This window comes from Bartonella sp. AC158YNML, from assembly GCF_042196725.1.
In the GTDB taxonomy this organism is placed as follows: Bacteria; Pseudomonadota; Alphaproteobacteria; order Rhizobiales; family Rhizobiaceae; genus Bartonella.
The window spans coordinates 20,679-36,885 of sequence record NZ_JBHIQU010000010.1; the positions used below are offsets into that span (position 1 = coordinate 20,679).

Genomic DNA, 16,207 nt, shown 5'->3' on the forward strand with positions numbered 1-16,207 from the left:
ACAATTCAATTAAGGAAAATGCGCATGCAATTGAAAAAAATCCTTACGACAATCACAGCATTCATGGCATTTACAGCAAATGTGTATGCAAGTGAACCTATCAAAATTGGTGTTTATCTTCCATTAAGTGGTCAAAATGCATTTGGAGGTCAGCTTGAAATTAGAGGTATAGAATTAGCCCATAAAAAAGTTCCAGAAATTTTAGGCCGTAAAGTGGAACTTGTTATTATTGATAATAAGTCTGATAAAGTAGAAGCAGCTAATGCTGTTATGCGTTTAACAGCAAGTGAAAAAGTGAGTGGAATCATTGGGAGCTATGGCTCTTCGCTTTCGTTGGCAGGTGGTGAAATATCTGAAAAAGCAAAGACTCCAACCATTGCAACGTCCTCAACGAGTCCCCTTGTTACACAGGGTAAAAAATATTACTTTCGCGCTTGCTTTATTGATTCCTATCAAGGAGTAGGAATCGCAACTTATGTAAGCCAAACTTTACACGCAAAAAAAGCTGCTATCCTCAAAGATATTTCAAACGATTATGCTATTGGTCTTGCAAGTTATTTTACACGTGCTTTCAAAAAATTAGGTGGTGAAGTTATCTCAAATTTAAACTATAATTCCGGAGATCAGGATTTTTCAGCTGTTCTTACGCAAATTATTGCACAAAAACCTGATATTTTATTCATTCCATCTTATTTTTCTGAAGGTGCTATCATCATGAAACAAGCACGAGAATTAGGAGCGAAGTTTCAAATTATGGGTGGAGATGCTATGGATAATCCAGAAACCATTACGATTGCAGGAAAAGCGGCAGAAGGTTTCTTACATACAACACTTCCCTATAGTGAGGATATGCCAAATATGTCAGTAGCTGCGCAAGAATTCACAAAAGAATGGAGAGAAGCTTACCCTGACAAAGAGCCAAATATCAACTCTGTTTTAGGGTACACGAGTTATATGATGTTTATGAAGGCTATTGAAAATGCAGGTAGCGCTGATCGTGAAAAAATTACTATCGCACTTAGCAAATTAAAAGATTTTCCAACCCCCTTTGGTGATATGTCCATGGATGAAAATCATAATCCTAAAATTCCTATTGGTATCATTAAAATACAGGATGGAAAACGTGTTTATTTAGAAGAAGTTAAACCTGCTTTTTAATTAAGAAGTTTTACTAATGAAAATACAAGAATTGGTTGAGGATCTTTTCTCAACCAAAAACTTAAAGGTTTCTTGTTGTCTTATGTAAATTAATAAATGTGGAAGGATGAGAGATGAGCACTGAAATGTTCATCCAGTATTTTTTTAATGCACTGGCATTGGGATCTCTTTATGGACTTATCGCTATTGGTTATACTATGGTCTACGGTATACTGAGACTCATTAATTTTGCTCACGGTGATATTTTTATGCTGGGAGCATATTTTGTTTTCTTTTCCACAATTGGCTTTATGCCTGCTTGGGCAGCCCTTCTTCTTTTGTTCCTCGCTGCTCTTGTTTATTATTCGGTCTTTTTAGGGTTTAAAAGGCGTCCTCCAGTTTATTGGATTGCTGTTTTTTTAATTCTTGCTTTAGGGTTTGTTTATTACTTTAAAATTTCTCCACAGGATTTCACTCCGATTTGGGTTTTAGCGCTTTGTTTTTCCATTTTTATTACAAGTGCAGTGGGTGTTACTGTTGATCAACTTGCCTATAAACCTCTACGCCATGCTCCACGTATCTCGGCATTGATCGGTGCGATCGGTGTTTCTTTTTTTATTGAAAATCTTGCTACTGTACTCTTTAGTGGTATTCCGAAAGGTGTAAAACAACCAGATTTTCTTGTAACACCATTTTTATGGCATCTAGGATCAGACGCAGATGGTATCATTAGAATTGCTCCTATGTCTCTGATTGTTCCCGTTGTGTCATTAATTCTTATTGTATTACTGTTATGGATTATCCATAAAACGAAACCGGGTCTTGCTATGCGTGCAATCTCCCATGATATTGAAACGACGCGTTTGATGGGTGTATCTGTTAATAAAGTCATTGCATTTACATTTGGAATAGGCTCAGCACTTGCCGCTATATCAGGCATTATGTGGTCTTTGCGCTATCCTCAAATTCAGCCTTATATGGGTGTTCTTCCTGGCCTCAAAGCATTTATCGCTGCTGTTATCGGAGGGATTGGTTCGATACCAGGAGCAATGTTGGGAGGATTGTTATTAGGGTTTATTGAAATTATGATTATCGCATTTTTCCCCGCGCTATCTGGATATCGAGATGCCTTCGCTTTCATTTTATTGATTCTGATTTTATTGATATTGCCCACAGGATTAATGGGTAAAAAAAGTCAGGAGAAAATCTAATGGCAAAGTCAGTGACAACTATTTTATCGTGTATAAGTGTTTTAGTTCTCATAGGTTTTTTATTTTATGCTGATAGCCATTTTAATGACTATACGCTTCGTATCATAAATCTGATTGCTATTAATGCGATACTGGCAATTTCGCTTAATTTGATTTATGGTTTTACAGGTATGTTTTCTCTTGGACATGCTGGCTTTATGGCTATTGGTGCTTATGTCTGCGCAATTTTACTGCTTTCTCCTGAACAAAAAGAGATGATGTGGATTCTTGAGCCTATCGCTGAACCATTGTATCATCTGCAATTACCTTTTTTTATTGCTGTTGTTGTAAGTGGTTTGTGTGCCGCAGTTGTAGGTTTATTGATTGCTTTGCCAATATTGCGTCTTGGTGGTGATTATCTTGGAATTGCAACATTGGGTTTTGCAGAAATTATTCGCATTGTCATTACAAATGCAACATCGCTCACAAATGGCTCTTTAGGAATCAAAGGAATACCTCAAAATGCAACATTATGGTGGAACTATGGTTGGCTAGCATTCACAGTTCTCTTTATTGTTCTCTTACTGCGAAGCAATACTGGTAATGTATTACGTGCTATTCGTGATGATGAAATAGCTGCGAAAACTATGGGAATTAACGCTTTTTTCTACCGTAGTTTTTCTTTTACTGTTGGAGCGTTTTTTGCAGGTATAGGTGGAGCATTAATGGCTGCTCTTATTTCAACCATTGATCCCAAAATGTTTAATTTTCTTCTCACTTTTAATATTTTGATGATTGTTGTTGCTGGTGGTTTGGGTTCAATTACAGGGAGTATTATTGGTAGCATTGTTATTACAGTGATGCTTGAATGGCTTCGTATTATTGAAAGTCCATTTGACTTAGGTTTTATACATATTCCAGAAACACCAGGACTTCGTATGGTTGTTTTTTCTCTTTTATTGCTGGTAATTATCTTGTTTTGGAGAAAAGGCTTGATGGGACAACGTGAATTCTCATGGAATGGAATTTATAGCTTTCTGATACGCAAAAAACTTTCTAATACTGAGGGAAATCTATGAACGACACCATCCTTTCACTCAACGAGATCGTCATGCGTTTTGGCGGATTAGTTGCTGTAAATAATATTAATATGGCAATTAAACGAGGAAGTATTACTGGATTAATTGGTCCCAATGGTGCTGGAAAAACAACAGTTTTCAATATGATTTCGGGATTTTATGCCCCTACGAGCGGTATCATTCTTTTTGATGAGCAAAAAATTTCTGGAGCACCTCCTTATATTATCTGCAGACGCCATATCGCCCGAACATTTCAAAATATTCGTCTTTTTTCAGGGTTAACGGTTTTGCAAAATGTTATGGTGGGGGCGCATGTTCGACAAAAATATCCTTGGTTTTCTTCAGCTCTATTTTTTTCAAAAGCAATGAAAGAAAAAAAAGAAATTTATAAAAACTCCATGGAGCTTCTTGAACGGCTACAACTTGATCACCTTGCCAATCAATCGGCAACAGCTTTACCTTATGGTGTGCAGCGACGTCTAGAAATTGCGCGTGCGTTAGCCACAAAGCCCAAATTGCTTCTTCTTGATGAACCTGTTGCTGGCATGAATCCACAAGAAAGCGAAGATCTTAAAGAATTTATAACAAAAGTGCAAAAAGACTTTGATCTTACAATTCTTCTTATCGAGCATGATATGAAAGTGGTTATGGGACTTTGCCAACATATTTTAGTCATGGAACATGGCTGTTGCATTGCCAATGGTACACCAGATGAAATTCGTAATAACCCTAAAGTTATTGAAGCTTATCTTGGCGGAGATGTGTATGGATATTCTTAAAATAAAAAATCTTCACGTTCATTATGGTGCCATTAAAGCTGTCCAAGATCTTTCTATGTCCATAAAAAAAGGAAGTATTGTCACTTTAATTGGCGCCAATGGTGCAGGAAAAAGCAGTATTGTACGTTCTATTACAGGACTTAATCGCTCTGTGTATGGGGAAATTACCTATAATGGCAAATCAATTATTAAAAAGTCACCAGAAGAGATTTTGCGTTTAGGGATTGCTCTCAGTCCTGAAGGGCGTCGTATTATGCCTCATCTCACTGTTTTAGAGAATCTCCATCTAGGTGCTTATATCCGTCATGATAAACAGGGAATTTCTCGTGATATTGAATGGATATTTGATCTTTTTCCGCGCCTACGTGAAAGATCAAAACAGTTGGGAGGAACAATGTCAGGTGGGGAACAACAAATGGTTGCTGTAGGCCGCGCACTCATGAGCAATCCTGATATGGTCATATTAGATGAACCGTCGTTGGGATTAGCGCCCCTTCTCGTTCGGGAAATTTTTTCAATTATCCGAAAAGTTAATGATATGGGAAAAACTGTTCTTCTTATTGAGCAAAATGCATTTGCTGCACTTTCCATAGCTGACTATGCTTATATTTTAGAGGTAGGGCATATTTTATTTCACGGTGAAGGTAAAGCTATGCTTTCTGATCCACGTGTTAAAGAAGCCTATCTTGGTGGATAAAGGCTACAAATTAAGGAAATAAAGTTCTCCCCTCCTCCTTTTAAAAAAGCATCTCTCTATTTAATGAGAAATGCTTTTTTGCGCTTAACTATGATATCCACCATTTTTCTGCACAGTATACTCCTGCTGCTTGTTCAATAATGTGCGCTATCTGAAAAATAACTTCCTCAGAAAAAGGTTTACCAATCAATTGCAGTCCTAACGGTAAACCATTTGATGACAGACCAGCAGGAACAGAAATTCCTGGTAAACCAGCCATATTAACTGGTACCGTAAAAATATCATTAAGATACATTGCGACAGCATCATTTTTTATTTTTTCATCAGCAATACCAAAAGCAGGTGTTGGTGTTGCTGGTGTCAAAATAGCATCAATGCCTGAAACAAAACATTGGTCAAAATCACGCTTTACGAGTGTTCTTACTTTTTGAGCTCTTAAATAACAGGCATCATAATACCCAGATGAAAGAACATAAGTTCCAACTAGAATGCGCCGTTTGACTTCATCTCCAAAACCAACAGAACGCGTATTTTCATACATCTCAATGATGTCTTTTCCAGGCATGCGCAAACCAAAACGCACACCATCATAACGCGCTAAATTAGAAGAGGCTTCTGCAGGAGCGATAATGTAATAAGAAGGTAGAGCATATTTTGTATGGGGCAAAGAAATATCTTTAATCTCAGCACCGGCTTCTTTTAACCAATTTATTCCTTTTTGCCAAAGCTCAATAATTTCTGGAGACATTCCATCTACATGATATTCTTTTGGAATACCGATTTTCATTCCTTTGATTGATTGACCAAGATAACTTTCATAATCAGGAACTGGTAAATTGACGGAAGTAGAATCTTTTTCATCAAAAGAGGCCATTGATCTTAGTAAAATAGCACAATCACGAACATCTCTAGCAACAGGTCCAGCTTGATCAAGAGATGAAGCAAACGCAACAACGCCCCATCGCGAACAACGTCCATAAGTTGGCTTTATTCCTACAGTTCCAGTAAAAGCTGCGGGTTGACGTATTGAGCCACCTGTATCGGTTGCAGTTGCACCAGCACAAATTTGTGCCGCAACAGCGGCTGCGGATCCCCCCGAAGAACCACCGGGTACGAGTTTTTCATTTGAGCCTTTTTTTCTCCATGGACTAATAACGGGACCATAATATGATGTTTCGTTGGATGAGCCCATAGCAAACTCATCCATATTAAGTTTTCCTAACATCACAGCACCATCTTGCCATAAATTAGCCGTGACAGTTGATTCATAGTGCGGTTTAAAACCATCAAGGATATTTGAACAGGCTTGAGTATGAACACCATAGGTTGCAAAAAGATCTTTAATCCCCAAGGGAATTCCTTCCAAAAGCCCTTCCTGCCCTCTCGCTAAGCGACTGTCTGATTCAGCAGCCATTTTCATTGCCTGTTCTGCCGTTATTGTTACATAAGCATTCAAAATTGGATTAGCTGATTCTATTGCTTGTAAATAAGCTTCCGTTAATTCTGTTGCTTTGAGATTTTTCTTTATTAAAGCATCACGAGCTTGCGCAATTGTGAGAGTTGTTAAATCAGTCATATTGGTTCTCAAATTTCAAAAATATAAAAAGTTACTCAACAATTTTTGAGACAAGAAAAAAATTTTCTTCTGTAACAGGGGCATTGGCTACAATATCTGCTGCTTTATCGCCATCTGTAACACTATCTTCACGCATTCGTAGAGTCATCGGCATCACAGAAGTTAATGGCTCAACTCCACTGACATCAACTTCATTCAATTGCTCTACAAAACCTAAAATAGCATTGAATTTTTTTGTCACAGGTTCTATCTCATCATCGTGGAGAGCAATCCTTGCTAAATGTGCTATCCGCTTGACTGTCTCTTGATCAATAGACATACTCTTTACGCCTTTCTGCTTTTTTGTTTATTTATTGATCTTTATTCTGGCTATACAAGGCTGCACTTGTAAGTGCAAGAATATTAGATAACATGAATAAAGAATATAACTATAGATCTGAAACATTAAAAAACGTATTATACCTTTATGACTGTTATTAATATAGATGAAGTTATAACACATCTTTTGCCTAGACAAACGATAGCAGGCTTAGATTTAGGGACAAAAACGATCGGAATTGCGATTTCTGATAGGGGGTTGATTGTCTCAAATCCGCGTCCTGTATTACAGCGAAAAAAATTTACAGAAGATGCTTACACACTTATTAAAATTTTTGACCGTGAAAATGTAGGTGTTATTATCATTGGTTTACCTCTTAACATGAATGGAAGCAGTGGCTCTCGTGTTCAAGCAACCAGAGCTTTTGTGAGCAATATGAAAGCTTATACAAAAATTCCATTTGTTTTTTGGGACGAACGTTTATCAACAATTGCTGCAGAACGGTCTCTTTTAGAAATGAATGTATCGCGCGCTAAAAGAGTAAGCCGTATTGATTCGGCAGCCGCCGCTTTTATATTGCAAGGTGCTCTCAATAGAATTCAAAACTTTCATCATATGGAAGGATAGAGGACATTGAGCAAATGCCCTGCATTATATCGCGCAATGAGCATCCCGTAAGAAGATCTCCATTGTCCCCCAAGGCGGCTTTCCATATAGGCATTCGCAACATGTTCTATGTCCGTAGAACGTAATGCTGCTGCTGCTGCTGCATAAGCTACTTGTTCAACAAAAAATCTTCCTGCACCTTCATTTGCTGATGCCATATCACCTGCTGATTTAATAATTTCAATTGCTCGGGGTCCCGCTGGTCCAATATCAAGAGCAATTTTTTCCAACAATTTCTGAAACAATCCCGGTGCTTTTTCACCAATAAGAATGGCATCCTTTACCAATTGATTAGCAGAACTATTTCTCACAATTCGCGCAGGCCCATTATGCAACATTTGTGATAATGGATTATTCTCTATAAAACTTTCAATACCAAGTTGTGCAATAATTTCACCAATAATAGGCACAACCAATTGACTTACATGATAAGCAATAATAGGTGTCATAATGCGGGCAAAAGCTGCTTCAGAACGGTCATTTGCTGCATTGTCAAATGCTCTTGCTAAACGCAAAACCAATGCTTGTGAGGCAGCTATATCTAATGCAATATCTGCAAAAATACGTTCTGTCAGTGGAGGTAAAGGCTGATTGGGCATTTTTTTCCGGAAAAAATCCATACCAAATTGAAGAGCCGCTCGTAAAACACCTGCCGATATGACAGATTGATCGAAACGCATCATCGTCTCGATATCTTTAATAACTTTAAGCCCTTCTCCAGCATTTCCCAAAAGCCAGCCATAACTGCCTTGGAAGTCGACAACCCCCTCTGGTGTTAAAAGTTCTCCAGAACGCTGAATTAAATGACGAATCGATATAGATCCATTTAATGCGCCATTTTCTTGTATGCGTGGAATAAAAAAACAACTTAAATGACCATCTAAATCTGCACTAACAAGATATCCGTCAGCGGTAGGATTAATAACGTTGGTTTTTACAACATTTAAACGATATAGATCACGTTCCATACTTTCATCGAAAGAAATTTTCTTAACACTTGGAAAATTGAAAGCGTATTTTTCAATATCGTCAAATGCACAAGTTAGAGAAGCAGCCTTTTTATGATGAATAGGCTTTGATGAGGAATCATATTGGCGTGATAAAAGGACATGTTGCCATTTTTTGAAGAGCTCAATATCACTAATTAAAACAGCAATAGCTGCACTCGTTATGATAACTTCATTCAAATGTCCTGTTTCTAAACCAGCAGATAAAGCTAAACGAATCGCACGCGCTTGATAGCGTACTCCATTTTCTGAGCTCGTATTTTCCCAAAGCGAGGTAACCAAACCTGCTTGTCTAGAATATTGTTGAAGAGCTTGATAGGAAGAATGGATCTCTAATCTTTCTGTTGGTTGCCCCCATTCATCATTATAGCATAGTAAAGGCTTATAATGATTCGCTAAGCAAGAAAGTTTCCATGCTTCTCGACTCGCGGCAAAATCCCCTATTTCTTCAAAACTTGCTAACAAAAACTTAGGCAAAGTAGAAGCAATACGAAACATAAGCGTATCGCTAAGAAATGTATTTTTTCGACGAGTATTTTGCGCAGATACAGCACTCATAGGTATATTCCTACATTCAAATCATTCATATCATAGACTATTTGTCTTTTTAGAGTTAAGAAACATTTATCATATTCAAACAAATGCTTGTTTAACCTGTTTAGAGAGAGATAAAGAAGAATGCTATGATGCAAGATAATTTTTTTCCACTTTTCCCTCATCAACATCTTTTAGCTATTAAAGATCTAAGTGTACAAGATCTTAATACATTGCTTGATCGTGCAGAAGCAAATGTTATCCTTTCTAACAAAATTGATAAAATAAAATCTACTTTGCATGGACGGACTCAAATTAATCTCTTTTTTGAAGCCTCTACGCGAACACAATCTTCTTTTGAATTAGCGGGTAAAAGGCTAGGTGCACACGTGATGAGTCTTGCGATCGGCAACTCATCTGTAAAAAAAGGAGAAACATTACTTGATACAGCTATAACTCTCAATGCGATGAAGCCAGATATACTGGTTTTTCGCCATAACAGTGCAGGAGCGGCAGCTTTATTAGCACAAAAAGTTGATTGTTGTGTTATTAATGCAGGTGATGGTGCTCATGAACATCCAACCCAAGCTTTATTAGATGCTCTAACCATTAAAAGGACAAAAGGTCGTATTGAAGGATTAACTGTTGCGATTTGCGGAGATATCTTACACTCACGTGTTGCCCGTTCCAATATCCTGTGTCTCAATGCTTTGGGTGCTCGTGTTCGTGCTGTTGCTCCTTCAACACTCTTACCCGCAGAAATCGCTCATATGAGTGTTGAGGTTTTTAACACGATGAAAGAAGGTCTTAAAAATGCTGACGTTATCATGATGTTGCGCTTACAGCATGAACGGATGACAGGATCTTTTATTCCTTCTACGCGTGAATATTTCCATTATTTTGGCTTACATAAAGAAAATTTAGCCTATGCCAAAAATGATTCTATTATTCTGCACCCTGGACCAATAAACCGTGGTGTGGAGATTGCATCCGATATAGCAGATGGACCACAAAGTATGATTCATACACAAGTAGAAATGGGAATTGCAGTGCGTATGGCTGTCATGGAGGCTCTATTAGATTCACGCGCAAAGATCAGTGGAGAAAAAAAATGATAAAACCAGTTGTTTTTCAAAATGCTCGTATTATTGATCCTTCGCGCGCAATCGATGAAATTGGTACAGTTATTATTGAAAATGGACGAATTATAGCCGCTGGAAAAGAAGCTCTGAATCAAGGATTTCCTGAAGAAGCAGAAGTTATTAACGCACAAAACAAAGCAATTCTCCCTGGACTTGTTGATGCGCGCGTTTTTGTTGGAGAATTAGGGAATGAACATTGTGAAACAATTGCATCAGCAAGTCAAGCGGCCGCAGCAGGTGGTATTACTTCCTTTTTGATGATGCCAGACACGCACCCAGTCATTGATAATATTGCTCTGATTAAATTTATTACGCATACAGCACAGGAAATGTCATCGGTCAATATTTATCCTGTTGCTGCCATCACACAAGGTTTCAATGGACAAGAAATAACTGAATTTGGTTTGCTCAAGGATGCAGGGGCTGTTGCTTTTAGTGAAGGAAAAAAAACACTTCAAAATTCATCTGTTATGCGACGGGCAATGAGTTATGCACGCGATTTTGATGTTCCATTGATGCATGAAACGCAAGATAAAGATCTTACAGGGCAAGGTGTGATGAATGAAGGACTGCTTGCCAGTTGGCTTGGTCTTTCTGGCATCCCACGCGAAGCAGAAGTTATCCCACTTGAAAGAGATCTGCGATTAGCAGTATTAACGCAAACACGCTATCATGCTGCTCAAATATCGACAGCACTCTCTGCTGATGCACTTCGTTTAGGTAAAAAACGCAGTGAGAAAATTTCAGCGGGTGTATCTATTAATCATTTATCTTTCAATGAAAATGACATTGGTGAATATCGCACCTCTTTTCGCTTAATGCCCCCATTGCGTACAGAAGAAGACCGTATAGCAATGATTGAAGCAATAAAGGATGGGACTATAGATGTTGTTGTTTCTTCTCATGATCCTCAGAGTATTGACAAAAAACATTTACCATTTAATGACGCGGCAGTTGGCGCTATTGGTATGGAGACCTTATTGAGCGCAGCTTTACGCCTCTATCATGATGAGAGCTTATCTCTTCTACGGATAACGGAACTTTTGTCAACGGCGCCTGCAAAGCTCTTTGGACTCAATGCAGGAACACTCAAAAAAGGTACTCATGCAGACCTTATTGTGGTTGATCTTGAAGAACCATGGGTTGTTTCAAAAGAGAAGCTCTATTCACATTCAAAAAATACCCCTTTTGAGAATGCACGTTTTCAAGGACGCGTGCTCCAGACTTTTGTGAAAGGGAAAAACGTTTTTAAACTTGATCAACAAACTTAATGAGATTCTTAATGAATGAAGCAGAAATATTTTTTCAGTTCACTCCATGGTTTATTTTCCTCATATCTTATCTCATTGGCTCGATTCCATTTGGGCTTCTTTTTACGAAATTGTTCAAATTTGGTGATATAAGAACAATCGGTTCCGGCAATATTGGAGCAACAAATGTTTTACGAACAGGAAATAAAAAGCTTGCTGCTCTAACACTTCTTTGTGATATGTTAAAAGGAACTATCGTTGTTTTCGTTACAAAATTTTTTAGTGATCCGCTAGACAATAGTATTCTTATTTCTCTAGCAGGCTTTTTTGTTTTCTTAGGACATCTTTTCCCCGTATGGCTTAAATTTAAAGGCGGCAAAGGTGTTGCTACCTATCTAGGGGTGTGCTTAGGAATCTATTGGCCTGCAGCAATTATTTTTATTATTGTATGGAGTGCGATTTTTCTTCTCATGCGTTATTCTTCATTATCTGCGCTTATTGCTGTTACGATCACACCGGTATTTGTTTTTTATTTTTCCGCTTCTTATTTCTGTTGTATGCTGATTATGATGAGCATATTTGTTTTCATAAAACATTATGCAAATATCGGTAGATTATTAATTGGGGAAGAAAATAAGATTGGTACGAAAAACGGAGATAAATAAAGGAATCCTGCTTACTGATCGTCAACGTCTAAGCTGGTTACGGTTATTGCGCAGTGAAAATATTGGAGCTGTTAGTTTTCGCAATCTCATTGATCATTATAAAACAGCAGAAAATGCTCTGGCAGCGCTGTCAGAGCTTAGTAGAAAAGGTGGTGGTTCTGTATCTATTAAAATAGCAAGCTTAGAAGATGCAGAAAAAGAAATGCAAGAAGCTGAAAGATTAGATGTCCGGTTTATCGGTATAGGAGAACCAGATTATCCAGCTTTTCTTAAGGTTACAGAAGCCCCTCCGCCGCTTATTGCTATCAAAGGTAATGTTGCAATTTTTCAAAAAACTTCTATTGGAATTATAGGTTCTCGAAATGCTTCAGCTGCGGGAAAAAAGCTTACGGCTCAATTTGCGCGTTTTCTCGGAGAAGCAGACTTTGTAACAATTTCTGGGCTTGCTCGTGGAATTGATAGTGTTGCGCATCAAGCAAGTTTAAAAACAGGAACTGTTGCAGTCATGGCTGGAGGAATTGATCATATCTATCCTCCTGAAAATAAAAAGTTGCATGAAGATATTATTGCCAACGGTGGAGCCATCATCAGCGAAATGCCCATTTCTTGGCAGCCGCGTGCTATCGATTTTCCAAGAAGAAACCGTATTATTGCAGCTTTGTCACTTGGTCTCTTGGTTGTAGAGGCAGCCCTGCGCTCAGGGTCCTTAATTACCGCACGTCAAGCAGCTGAAATGGGACGGTTAATTTTTGCCATTCCCGGTTCTCCACTTGATCCAAGATCTGTTGGTACCAACAATCTTATCAAAGACGGAGCTCTACTCACCACACATCCTTCTGACATCATAGAAACACTTACGCCATTAATTTCACCGCTTCCAAATTCCCAACTCAATTTTTTTGAGGAACCATCCTCTTTACAACTTGAAAAGGAGAATTTTAATTTAGCAGATAAAAAAAACAACAGCCTCTCTTTAGCAGATGATGATGCAGCACGCGCAGCAGTTCTCTCCGCTCTTTCAACAACGCCAATCGATTTAGACACACTCAGTATCCACTCAGGTGTTTCACTCCCAGCTCTCTACCTCTTGTTGGTAGAACTCGACCTTGCTGGAAAGCTTATTCGACACTCTGGTGGTTGTGTGTCATTGTCGAATCTTGATCTTCCCCAAGAGCCTCAGCACTATTAATAATGCTTTGCCCTTCTTTGGCAACCATATCCAAAAGCAATGCTAAAAGCGGACTGTGCGCCTGACGCGCCATCTGATTCATTTGCTTTGACATGTCTGTAATATATTGGATAACTTTTAAATGATTTATAAACATAATCCTCTATCCTTGAGCATTTCCCCTCCTACCTCTCAATAGACGTTATTTTAGTATTTCGCCGTATGTTTTTGTAATAACAGTGGAAAATAAATCGTGTAATTCTATATAGGGTGTACTCTAATAATGACAATCATAAGTTGTACAATATTCATGTTTTTTATATGGCTAATATTTTTTTATGTGCTCTTAAGTAATTGGCATTAGCTATTCGCGTGAAAGGCGTTTATAAAAAAATTTTTATTTCAATATTTGGGTAAAATTATGAATATCGTTATCGTTGAATCTCCAGCAAAAGCAAAAACAATTAATAAATATCTTGGGTCTCAATACAAAGTTGTCGCATCATTTGGACATGTTCGTGATTTGCCTGCAAAAGATGGTTCTGTTTTACCGGATCAAGATTTTTCTATGAAATGGGATATAGATTCTGCTGCCGCTAAACGTTTAAATGAAATAGCAAAAGCCGTTAAAGAAGCCGATAGCCTTATATTAGCAACAGACCCTGATCGTGAAGGGGAAGCTATTTCATGGCATATTCTGGATGTTCTCCGTCAAAAAAAAGTTTTAAAAGATAAACCTATTAAAAGAGTTGTCTTCAATGCCATCACCAAAAAGTCTGTGCTTGATGCTATGAACAATCCACGTGATATTGATACATCGCTTGTAGATGCTTATCTTGCGCGTCGTGCTCTTGATTATCTCGTTGGTTTTACACTTTCACCTGTTTTATGGCGTAAACTTCCTGGTGCGCGTTCAGCAGGACGCGTTCAATCGGTTGCTTTGCGTATTATTTGTGATCGTGAATCAGAAATAGAACATTTTATCAAAGAAGATTATTGGTCCATTACAACACAGTTAAAAACCATCCGAAATGATAGTTTCCAAGCAAGATTGACAATGTTTAATCAAAGAAAAATAGGCAAGCTTGATATTCAATCTCAAGAACAAGCAGACCAAATTCGCTTTATGTTGGAGCAAGCCCAATACCATACACTCAGTGTTGAAGCAAAACCTACAAAGAGAAATCCTTTTCCTCCATTTACAACCTCCACACTACAACAAGCAGCTTCTTCAAAATTAGGATTTTCAGCTTCTCGCACTATGCAAATTGCCCAAAAGCTTTATGAAGGCATTGAAATTAACGGTGAAACGGCAGGGCTTATTACTTATATGCGTACCGATGGTGTGCAAATAGCACCTGAGGCTATTGATTCAGCAAGAAAAGTTATTCATGAAACTTTCGGAAAAGACTATATTCCTGAAAAGCCACGTTTTTATTCAACAAAGGCAAAAAATGCACAGGAAGCACACGAAGCGATCCGTCCAACAGATTTTCAACGCAATCCTAGTCAAGTCCGTAATTTTCTCGATAGCGATCAAGCAAAGCTCTATGAGCTAATATGGAAGCGTGCTATTGCCAGCCAAATGCGCTCTGCTGAAATTGAACGTACAACTGTTGAAATTGAAGCACAACAAGGAGAAAACCATGCAAATCTACGAGCAACAGGATCTGTTATTCGCTTTGATGGCTTTATTTCCGTCTACACGGATCAACGAGACGAAGAAAATAATGAAGAAAATGAATCAACACGTTTACCACAAATAAACATTGGTGAATCACTTACAAAAGAGAAAGTTGAATCTGTACAACATACTACAGAGCCCCCGTCACGCTATTCTGAAGCTTCATTAATTAAAAAGCTTGAAGAGTTAGGAATTGGTCGTCCTTCAACTTATGCATCCACATTGGCGACATTGTGTGACCGTGGATATATTGTCATTGATAAACGAAAGCTTATTCCCGATGCTAAGGGACGTATTGTTACAGCCTTTCTTGAAAATTTCTTTAATCGCTATGTAGAATATGGTTTCACAGCAGATCTTGAAGAAAAGCTGGATCTTATATCTGATGGCAAACTTTCTTGGAAAGACGTATTACGGGATTTTTGGGATGGATTTAATGCATCCGTTAGCAATATTCAAGAACTCCGTATAGCCAATGTCCTTGATGTTTTAAATGTAACATTAGCACCTCTCGCTTTTCCTGAACGCGAAGATGGAAGTGATGTTCGTTCCTGTCCTCTTTGTAAAAATGGTCAATTATCATTAAAACTTGGTCGTTATGGTGCTTTTGTTGGTTGTTCCAATTATCCCGAATGTAAATACACACGCCAACTTGGTACAGATACTGGAGAAGAGAATGAAGCTATACGCAATGATGAACTTGTTATACTTGGTATTGACCCTGAAACAGGAAAAGAGATCTCTCTTCGTAATGGCCGCTTTGGTCCCTATATTCAACTTGGTGAAAGCAAAGAAGTTAAGCGTGCAGGACTACCAAAAGAATGGCAGGCAGAAAATGTAACCCTTGATAAAGCCTTGGCTTTACTATCCCTTCCCCGTGAAATTGGCATTCATCCTGAAACCGGAAAAACAATCACGGCTACGATTGGACGATATGGTCCCTATCTTAGCCATAACGGAAAATCTGCGCGCCTTCTTCATGTAGATGAAGTTTTTGATATTGGTATCAATCGCGCTGTTACAGTATTAGCAGAACAACAAGAAAACAAAACCAGGCAAAGCAGAACAACACCTGAAGCATTGGCAACATTAGGAGAGCATCCCGAAGGAGGAACCATTACCGTGCGCAACGGGCGTTATGGTCCTTATGTCAATTGGGGTAAAATTAATGCAACATTGCCAAAAGATAAAGATCCCATTAGTGTAACACTTCCAGAGGCACTAGAACTTATATCGGCTAAAGCATCGAGTAAAAAAACAACTTCAAAAAGAGCTTCTTCTAAAACAAAAGCAAAAATAAAAGAGATATAAATT

The 16,207-nt window shown here is 38.2% G+C and carries 15 protein-coding genes; 11 read left to right on the top strand and 4 right to left on the bottom strand.

All coding sequences use genetic code 11. From position 1 onward, the window contains the following. Positions 1 to 24 precede the first annotated feature (24 nt). The 5 genes from ACFIM1_RS06620 (at position 25) to ACFIM1_RS06640 (ending at position 4,882) form a co-directional block, all read left to right on the top strand. On the top strand, positions 25 to 1,158 hold the full coding sequence (locus ACFIM1_RS06620) for an ABC transporter substrate-binding protein (protein WP_375606892.1): 1,134 nt from the start codon (positions 25 to 27) through the stop codon (positions 1,156 to 1,158). 113 nt (positions 1,159 to 1,271) lie between these two features. Continuing rightward, on the top strand, positions 1,272 to 2,348 hold the full coding sequence (locus ACFIM1_RS06625; RefSeq protein ID WP_375609534.1) for a branched-chain amino acid ABC transporter permease: 1,077 nt from the start codon (positions 1,272 to 1,274) through the stop codon (positions 2,346 to 2,348). After that, positions 2,348 to 3,406, top strand: coding sequence for a branched-chain amino acid ABC transporter permease (locus ACFIM1_RS06630; RefSeq protein WP_375606894.1), 1,059 nt, complete (start codon positions 2,348 to 2,350; stop codon positions 3,404 to 3,406). The genes ACFIM1_RS06625 and ACFIM1_RS06630 overlap by 1 nt, the downstream gene beginning before the upstream one ends. After that, on the top strand, positions 3,403 to 4,185 hold the full coding sequence (locus ACFIM1_RS06635) for an ABC transporter ATP-binding protein (RefSeq protein WP_375606895.1): 783 nt from the start codon (positions 3,403 to 3,405) through the stop codon (positions 4,183 to 4,185). Before ACFIM1_RS06630 ends, ACFIM1_RS06635 begins: the two co-directional genes overlap by 4 nt. Continuing rightward, complete coding sequence (locus ACFIM1_RS06640) at positions 4,172 to 4,882, top strand: ABC transporter ATP-binding protein (protein WP_375609533.1); 711 nt, start codon at positions 4,172 to 4,174, stop codon at positions 4,880 to 4,882. The genes ACFIM1_RS06635 and ACFIM1_RS06640 overlap by 14 nt, the downstream gene beginning before the upstream one ends. Before the next feature lie 88 nt (positions 4,883 to 4,970). Here ACFIM1_RS06640 and gatA read toward each other — a convergent pair whose 3' ends face one another. Both gatA and gatC read right to left on the bottom strand, forming a co-directional pair. Continuing rightward, on the bottom strand, positions 4,971 to 6,458 hold the full coding sequence (gatA, locus tag ACFIM1_RS06645) for an Asp-tRNA(Asn)/Glu-tRNA(Gln) amidotransferase subunit GatA (RefSeq protein WP_375609532.1): 1,488 nt from the start codon (positions 6,456 to 6,458) through the stop codon (positions 4,971 to 4,973). 31 nt (positions 6,459 to 6,489) lie between these two features. Then, positions 6,490 to 6,777, bottom strand: a complete 288-nt coding sequence (gene gatC / locus ACFIM1_RS06650; protein ID WP_375609531.1) for an Asp-tRNA(Asn)/Glu-tRNA(Gln) amidotransferase subunit GatC — start codon at positions 6,775 to 6,777, stop codon at positions 6,490 to 6,492. 147 nt (positions 6,778 to 6,924) lie between these two features. Here gatC and ruvX point away from each other — a divergent pair, with 147 nt between their 5' ends. Then, the gene (gene ruvX, locus ACFIM1_RS06655) at positions 6,925 to 7,404 is read left to right on the top strand and encodes a Holliday junction resolvase RuvX (RefSeq protein WP_375606899.1); all 480 of its coding nucleotides are present in this window, start codon (positions 6,925 to 6,927) and stop codon (positions 7,402 to 7,404) included. On the opposite strand, the gene ACFIM1_RS06660 is transcribed toward ruvX, so the two are convergent. After that, positions 7,389 to 9,008 (bottom strand): acyl-CoA dehydrogenase family protein, encoded by a 1,620-nt coding sequence (locus tag ACFIM1_RS06660; protein WP_375606900.1) that lies wholly within the window; start codon positions 9,006 to 9,008, stop codon positions 7,389 to 7,391. The two genes, ruvX and ACFIM1_RS06660, sit on opposite strands and share 16 nt — an antisense overlap. Positions 9,009 to 9,133: 125 nt before the next feature. On the opposite strand from ACFIM1_RS06660, the gene ACFIM1_RS06665 reads away from it, so the two are divergent. From ACFIM1_RS06665 to dprA, 4 genes are read left to right on the top strand one after another with little or no spacing between them, the layout of a single operon-like run. Further along, complete coding sequence (locus tag ACFIM1_RS06665; protein WP_375608348.1) at positions 9,134 to 10,099, top strand: aspartate carbamoyltransferase catalytic subunit; 966 nt, start codon at positions 9,134 to 9,136, stop codon at positions 10,097 to 10,099. After that, complete coding sequence (locus tag ACFIM1_RS06670; protein WP_375606902.1) at positions 10,096 to 11,397, top strand: dihydroorotase; 1,302 nt, start codon at positions 10,096 to 10,098, stop codon at positions 11,395 to 11,397. Before ACFIM1_RS06665 ends, ACFIM1_RS06670 begins: the two co-directional genes overlap by 4 nt. 11 nt (positions 11,398 to 11,408) lie before the next feature. Continuing rightward, positions 11,409 to 12,041 (top strand): glycerol-3-phosphate 1-O-acyltransferase PlsY, encoded by a 633-nt coding sequence (plsY, locus tag ACFIM1_RS06675; protein WP_375606903.1) that lies wholly within the window; start codon positions 11,409 to 11,411, stop codon positions 12,039 to 12,041. Then, the gene (gene dprA, locus ACFIM1_RS06680; protein WP_375608347.1) at positions 11,998 to 13,230 is read left to right on the top strand and encodes a DNA-processing protein DprA; all 1,233 of its coding nucleotides are present in this window, start codon (positions 11,998 to 12,000) and stop codon (positions 13,228 to 13,230) included. Before plsY ends, dprA begins: the two co-directional genes overlap by 44 nt. On the opposite strand, the gene ACFIM1_RS06685 is transcribed toward dprA, so the two are convergent. After that, the gene (locus ACFIM1_RS06685) at positions 13,160 to 13,366 is read right to left on the bottom strand and encodes a hypothetical protein (RefSeq protein WP_005773510.1); all 207 of its coding nucleotides are present in this window, start codon (positions 13,364 to 13,366) and stop codon (positions 13,160 to 13,162) included. The genes dprA and ACFIM1_RS06685 overlap by 71 nt on opposite strands. A gap of 264 nt (positions 13,367 to 13,630) precedes the next feature. On the opposite strand from ACFIM1_RS06685, the gene topA reads away from it, so the two are divergent. Then, entirely contained in the window at positions 13,631 to 16,204 is a 2,574-nt protein-coding gene (gene topA, locus ACFIM1_RS06690) for a type I DNA topoisomerase (RefSeq protein ID WP_375609530.1), read from the top strand. The last annotated feature ends 3 nt before the right edge of the window (positions 16,205 to 16,207 follow it).

Excerpts from the sequence above, each read along its gene's own strand:
- gatA (WP_375609532.1), bottom strand. The coding sequence starts at position 6,458 with ATGACTGATTTAACAACTCTCACAATTGCGCAAGCTCGTGATGCTTTA.
- gatC (WP_375609531.1), bottom strand. The coding sequence starts at position 6,777 with ATGTCTATTGATCAAGAGACAGTCAAGCGGATAGCACATTTAGCAAGG.
- ACFIM1_RS06665 (WP_375608348.1), top strand. The coding sequence starts at position 9,134 with ATGATGCAAGATAATTTTTTTCCACTTTTCCCTCATCAACATCTTTTA.
- ACFIM1_RS06635 (WP_375606895.1), top strand. The coding sequence starts at position 3,403 with ATGAACGACACCATCCTTTCACTCAACGAGATCGTCATGCGTTTTGGC.
- ACFIM1_RS06640 (WP_375609533.1), top strand. The coding sequence starts at position 4,172 with ATGGATATTCTTAAAATAAAAAATCTTCACGTTCATTATGGTGCCATT.
- ACFIM1_RS06660 (WP_375606900.1), bottom strand. The coding sequence starts at position 9,008 with ATGAGTGCTGTATCTGCGCAAAATACTCGTCGAAAAAATACATTTCTT.
- ACFIM1_RS06670 (WP_375606902.1), top strand. The coding sequence starts at position 10,096 with ATGATAAAACCAGTTGTTTTTCAAAATGCTCGTATTATTGATCCTTCG.
- ACFIM1_RS06620 (WP_375606892.1), top strand. The coding sequence starts at position 25 with ATGCAATTGAAAAAAATCCTTACGACAATCACAGCATTCATGGCATTT.
- ACFIM1_RS06625 (WP_375609534.1), top strand. The coding sequence starts at position 1,272 with ATGAGCACTGAAATGTTCATCCAGTATTTTTTTAATGCACTGGCATTG.
- ruvX (WP_375606899.1), top strand. The coding sequence starts at position 6,925 with ATGACTGTTATTAATATAGATGAAGTTATAACACATCTTTTGCCTAGA.
- ACFIM1_RS06630 (WP_375606894.1), top strand. The coding sequence starts at position 2,348 with ATGGCAAAGTCAGTGACAACTATTTTATCGTGTATAAGTGTTTTAGTT.
- plsY (WP_375606903.1), top strand. The coding sequence starts at position 11,409 with ATGAATGAAGCAGAAATATTTTTTCAGTTCACTCCATGGTTTATTTTC.
- ACFIM1_RS06685 (WP_005773510.1), bottom strand. The coding sequence starts at position 13,366 with ATGTTTATAAATCATTTAAAAGTTATCCAATATATTACAGACATGTCA.
- topA (WP_375609530.1), top strand. The coding sequence starts at position 13,631 with ATGAATATCGTTATCGTTGAATCTCCAGCAAAAGCAAAAACAATTAAT.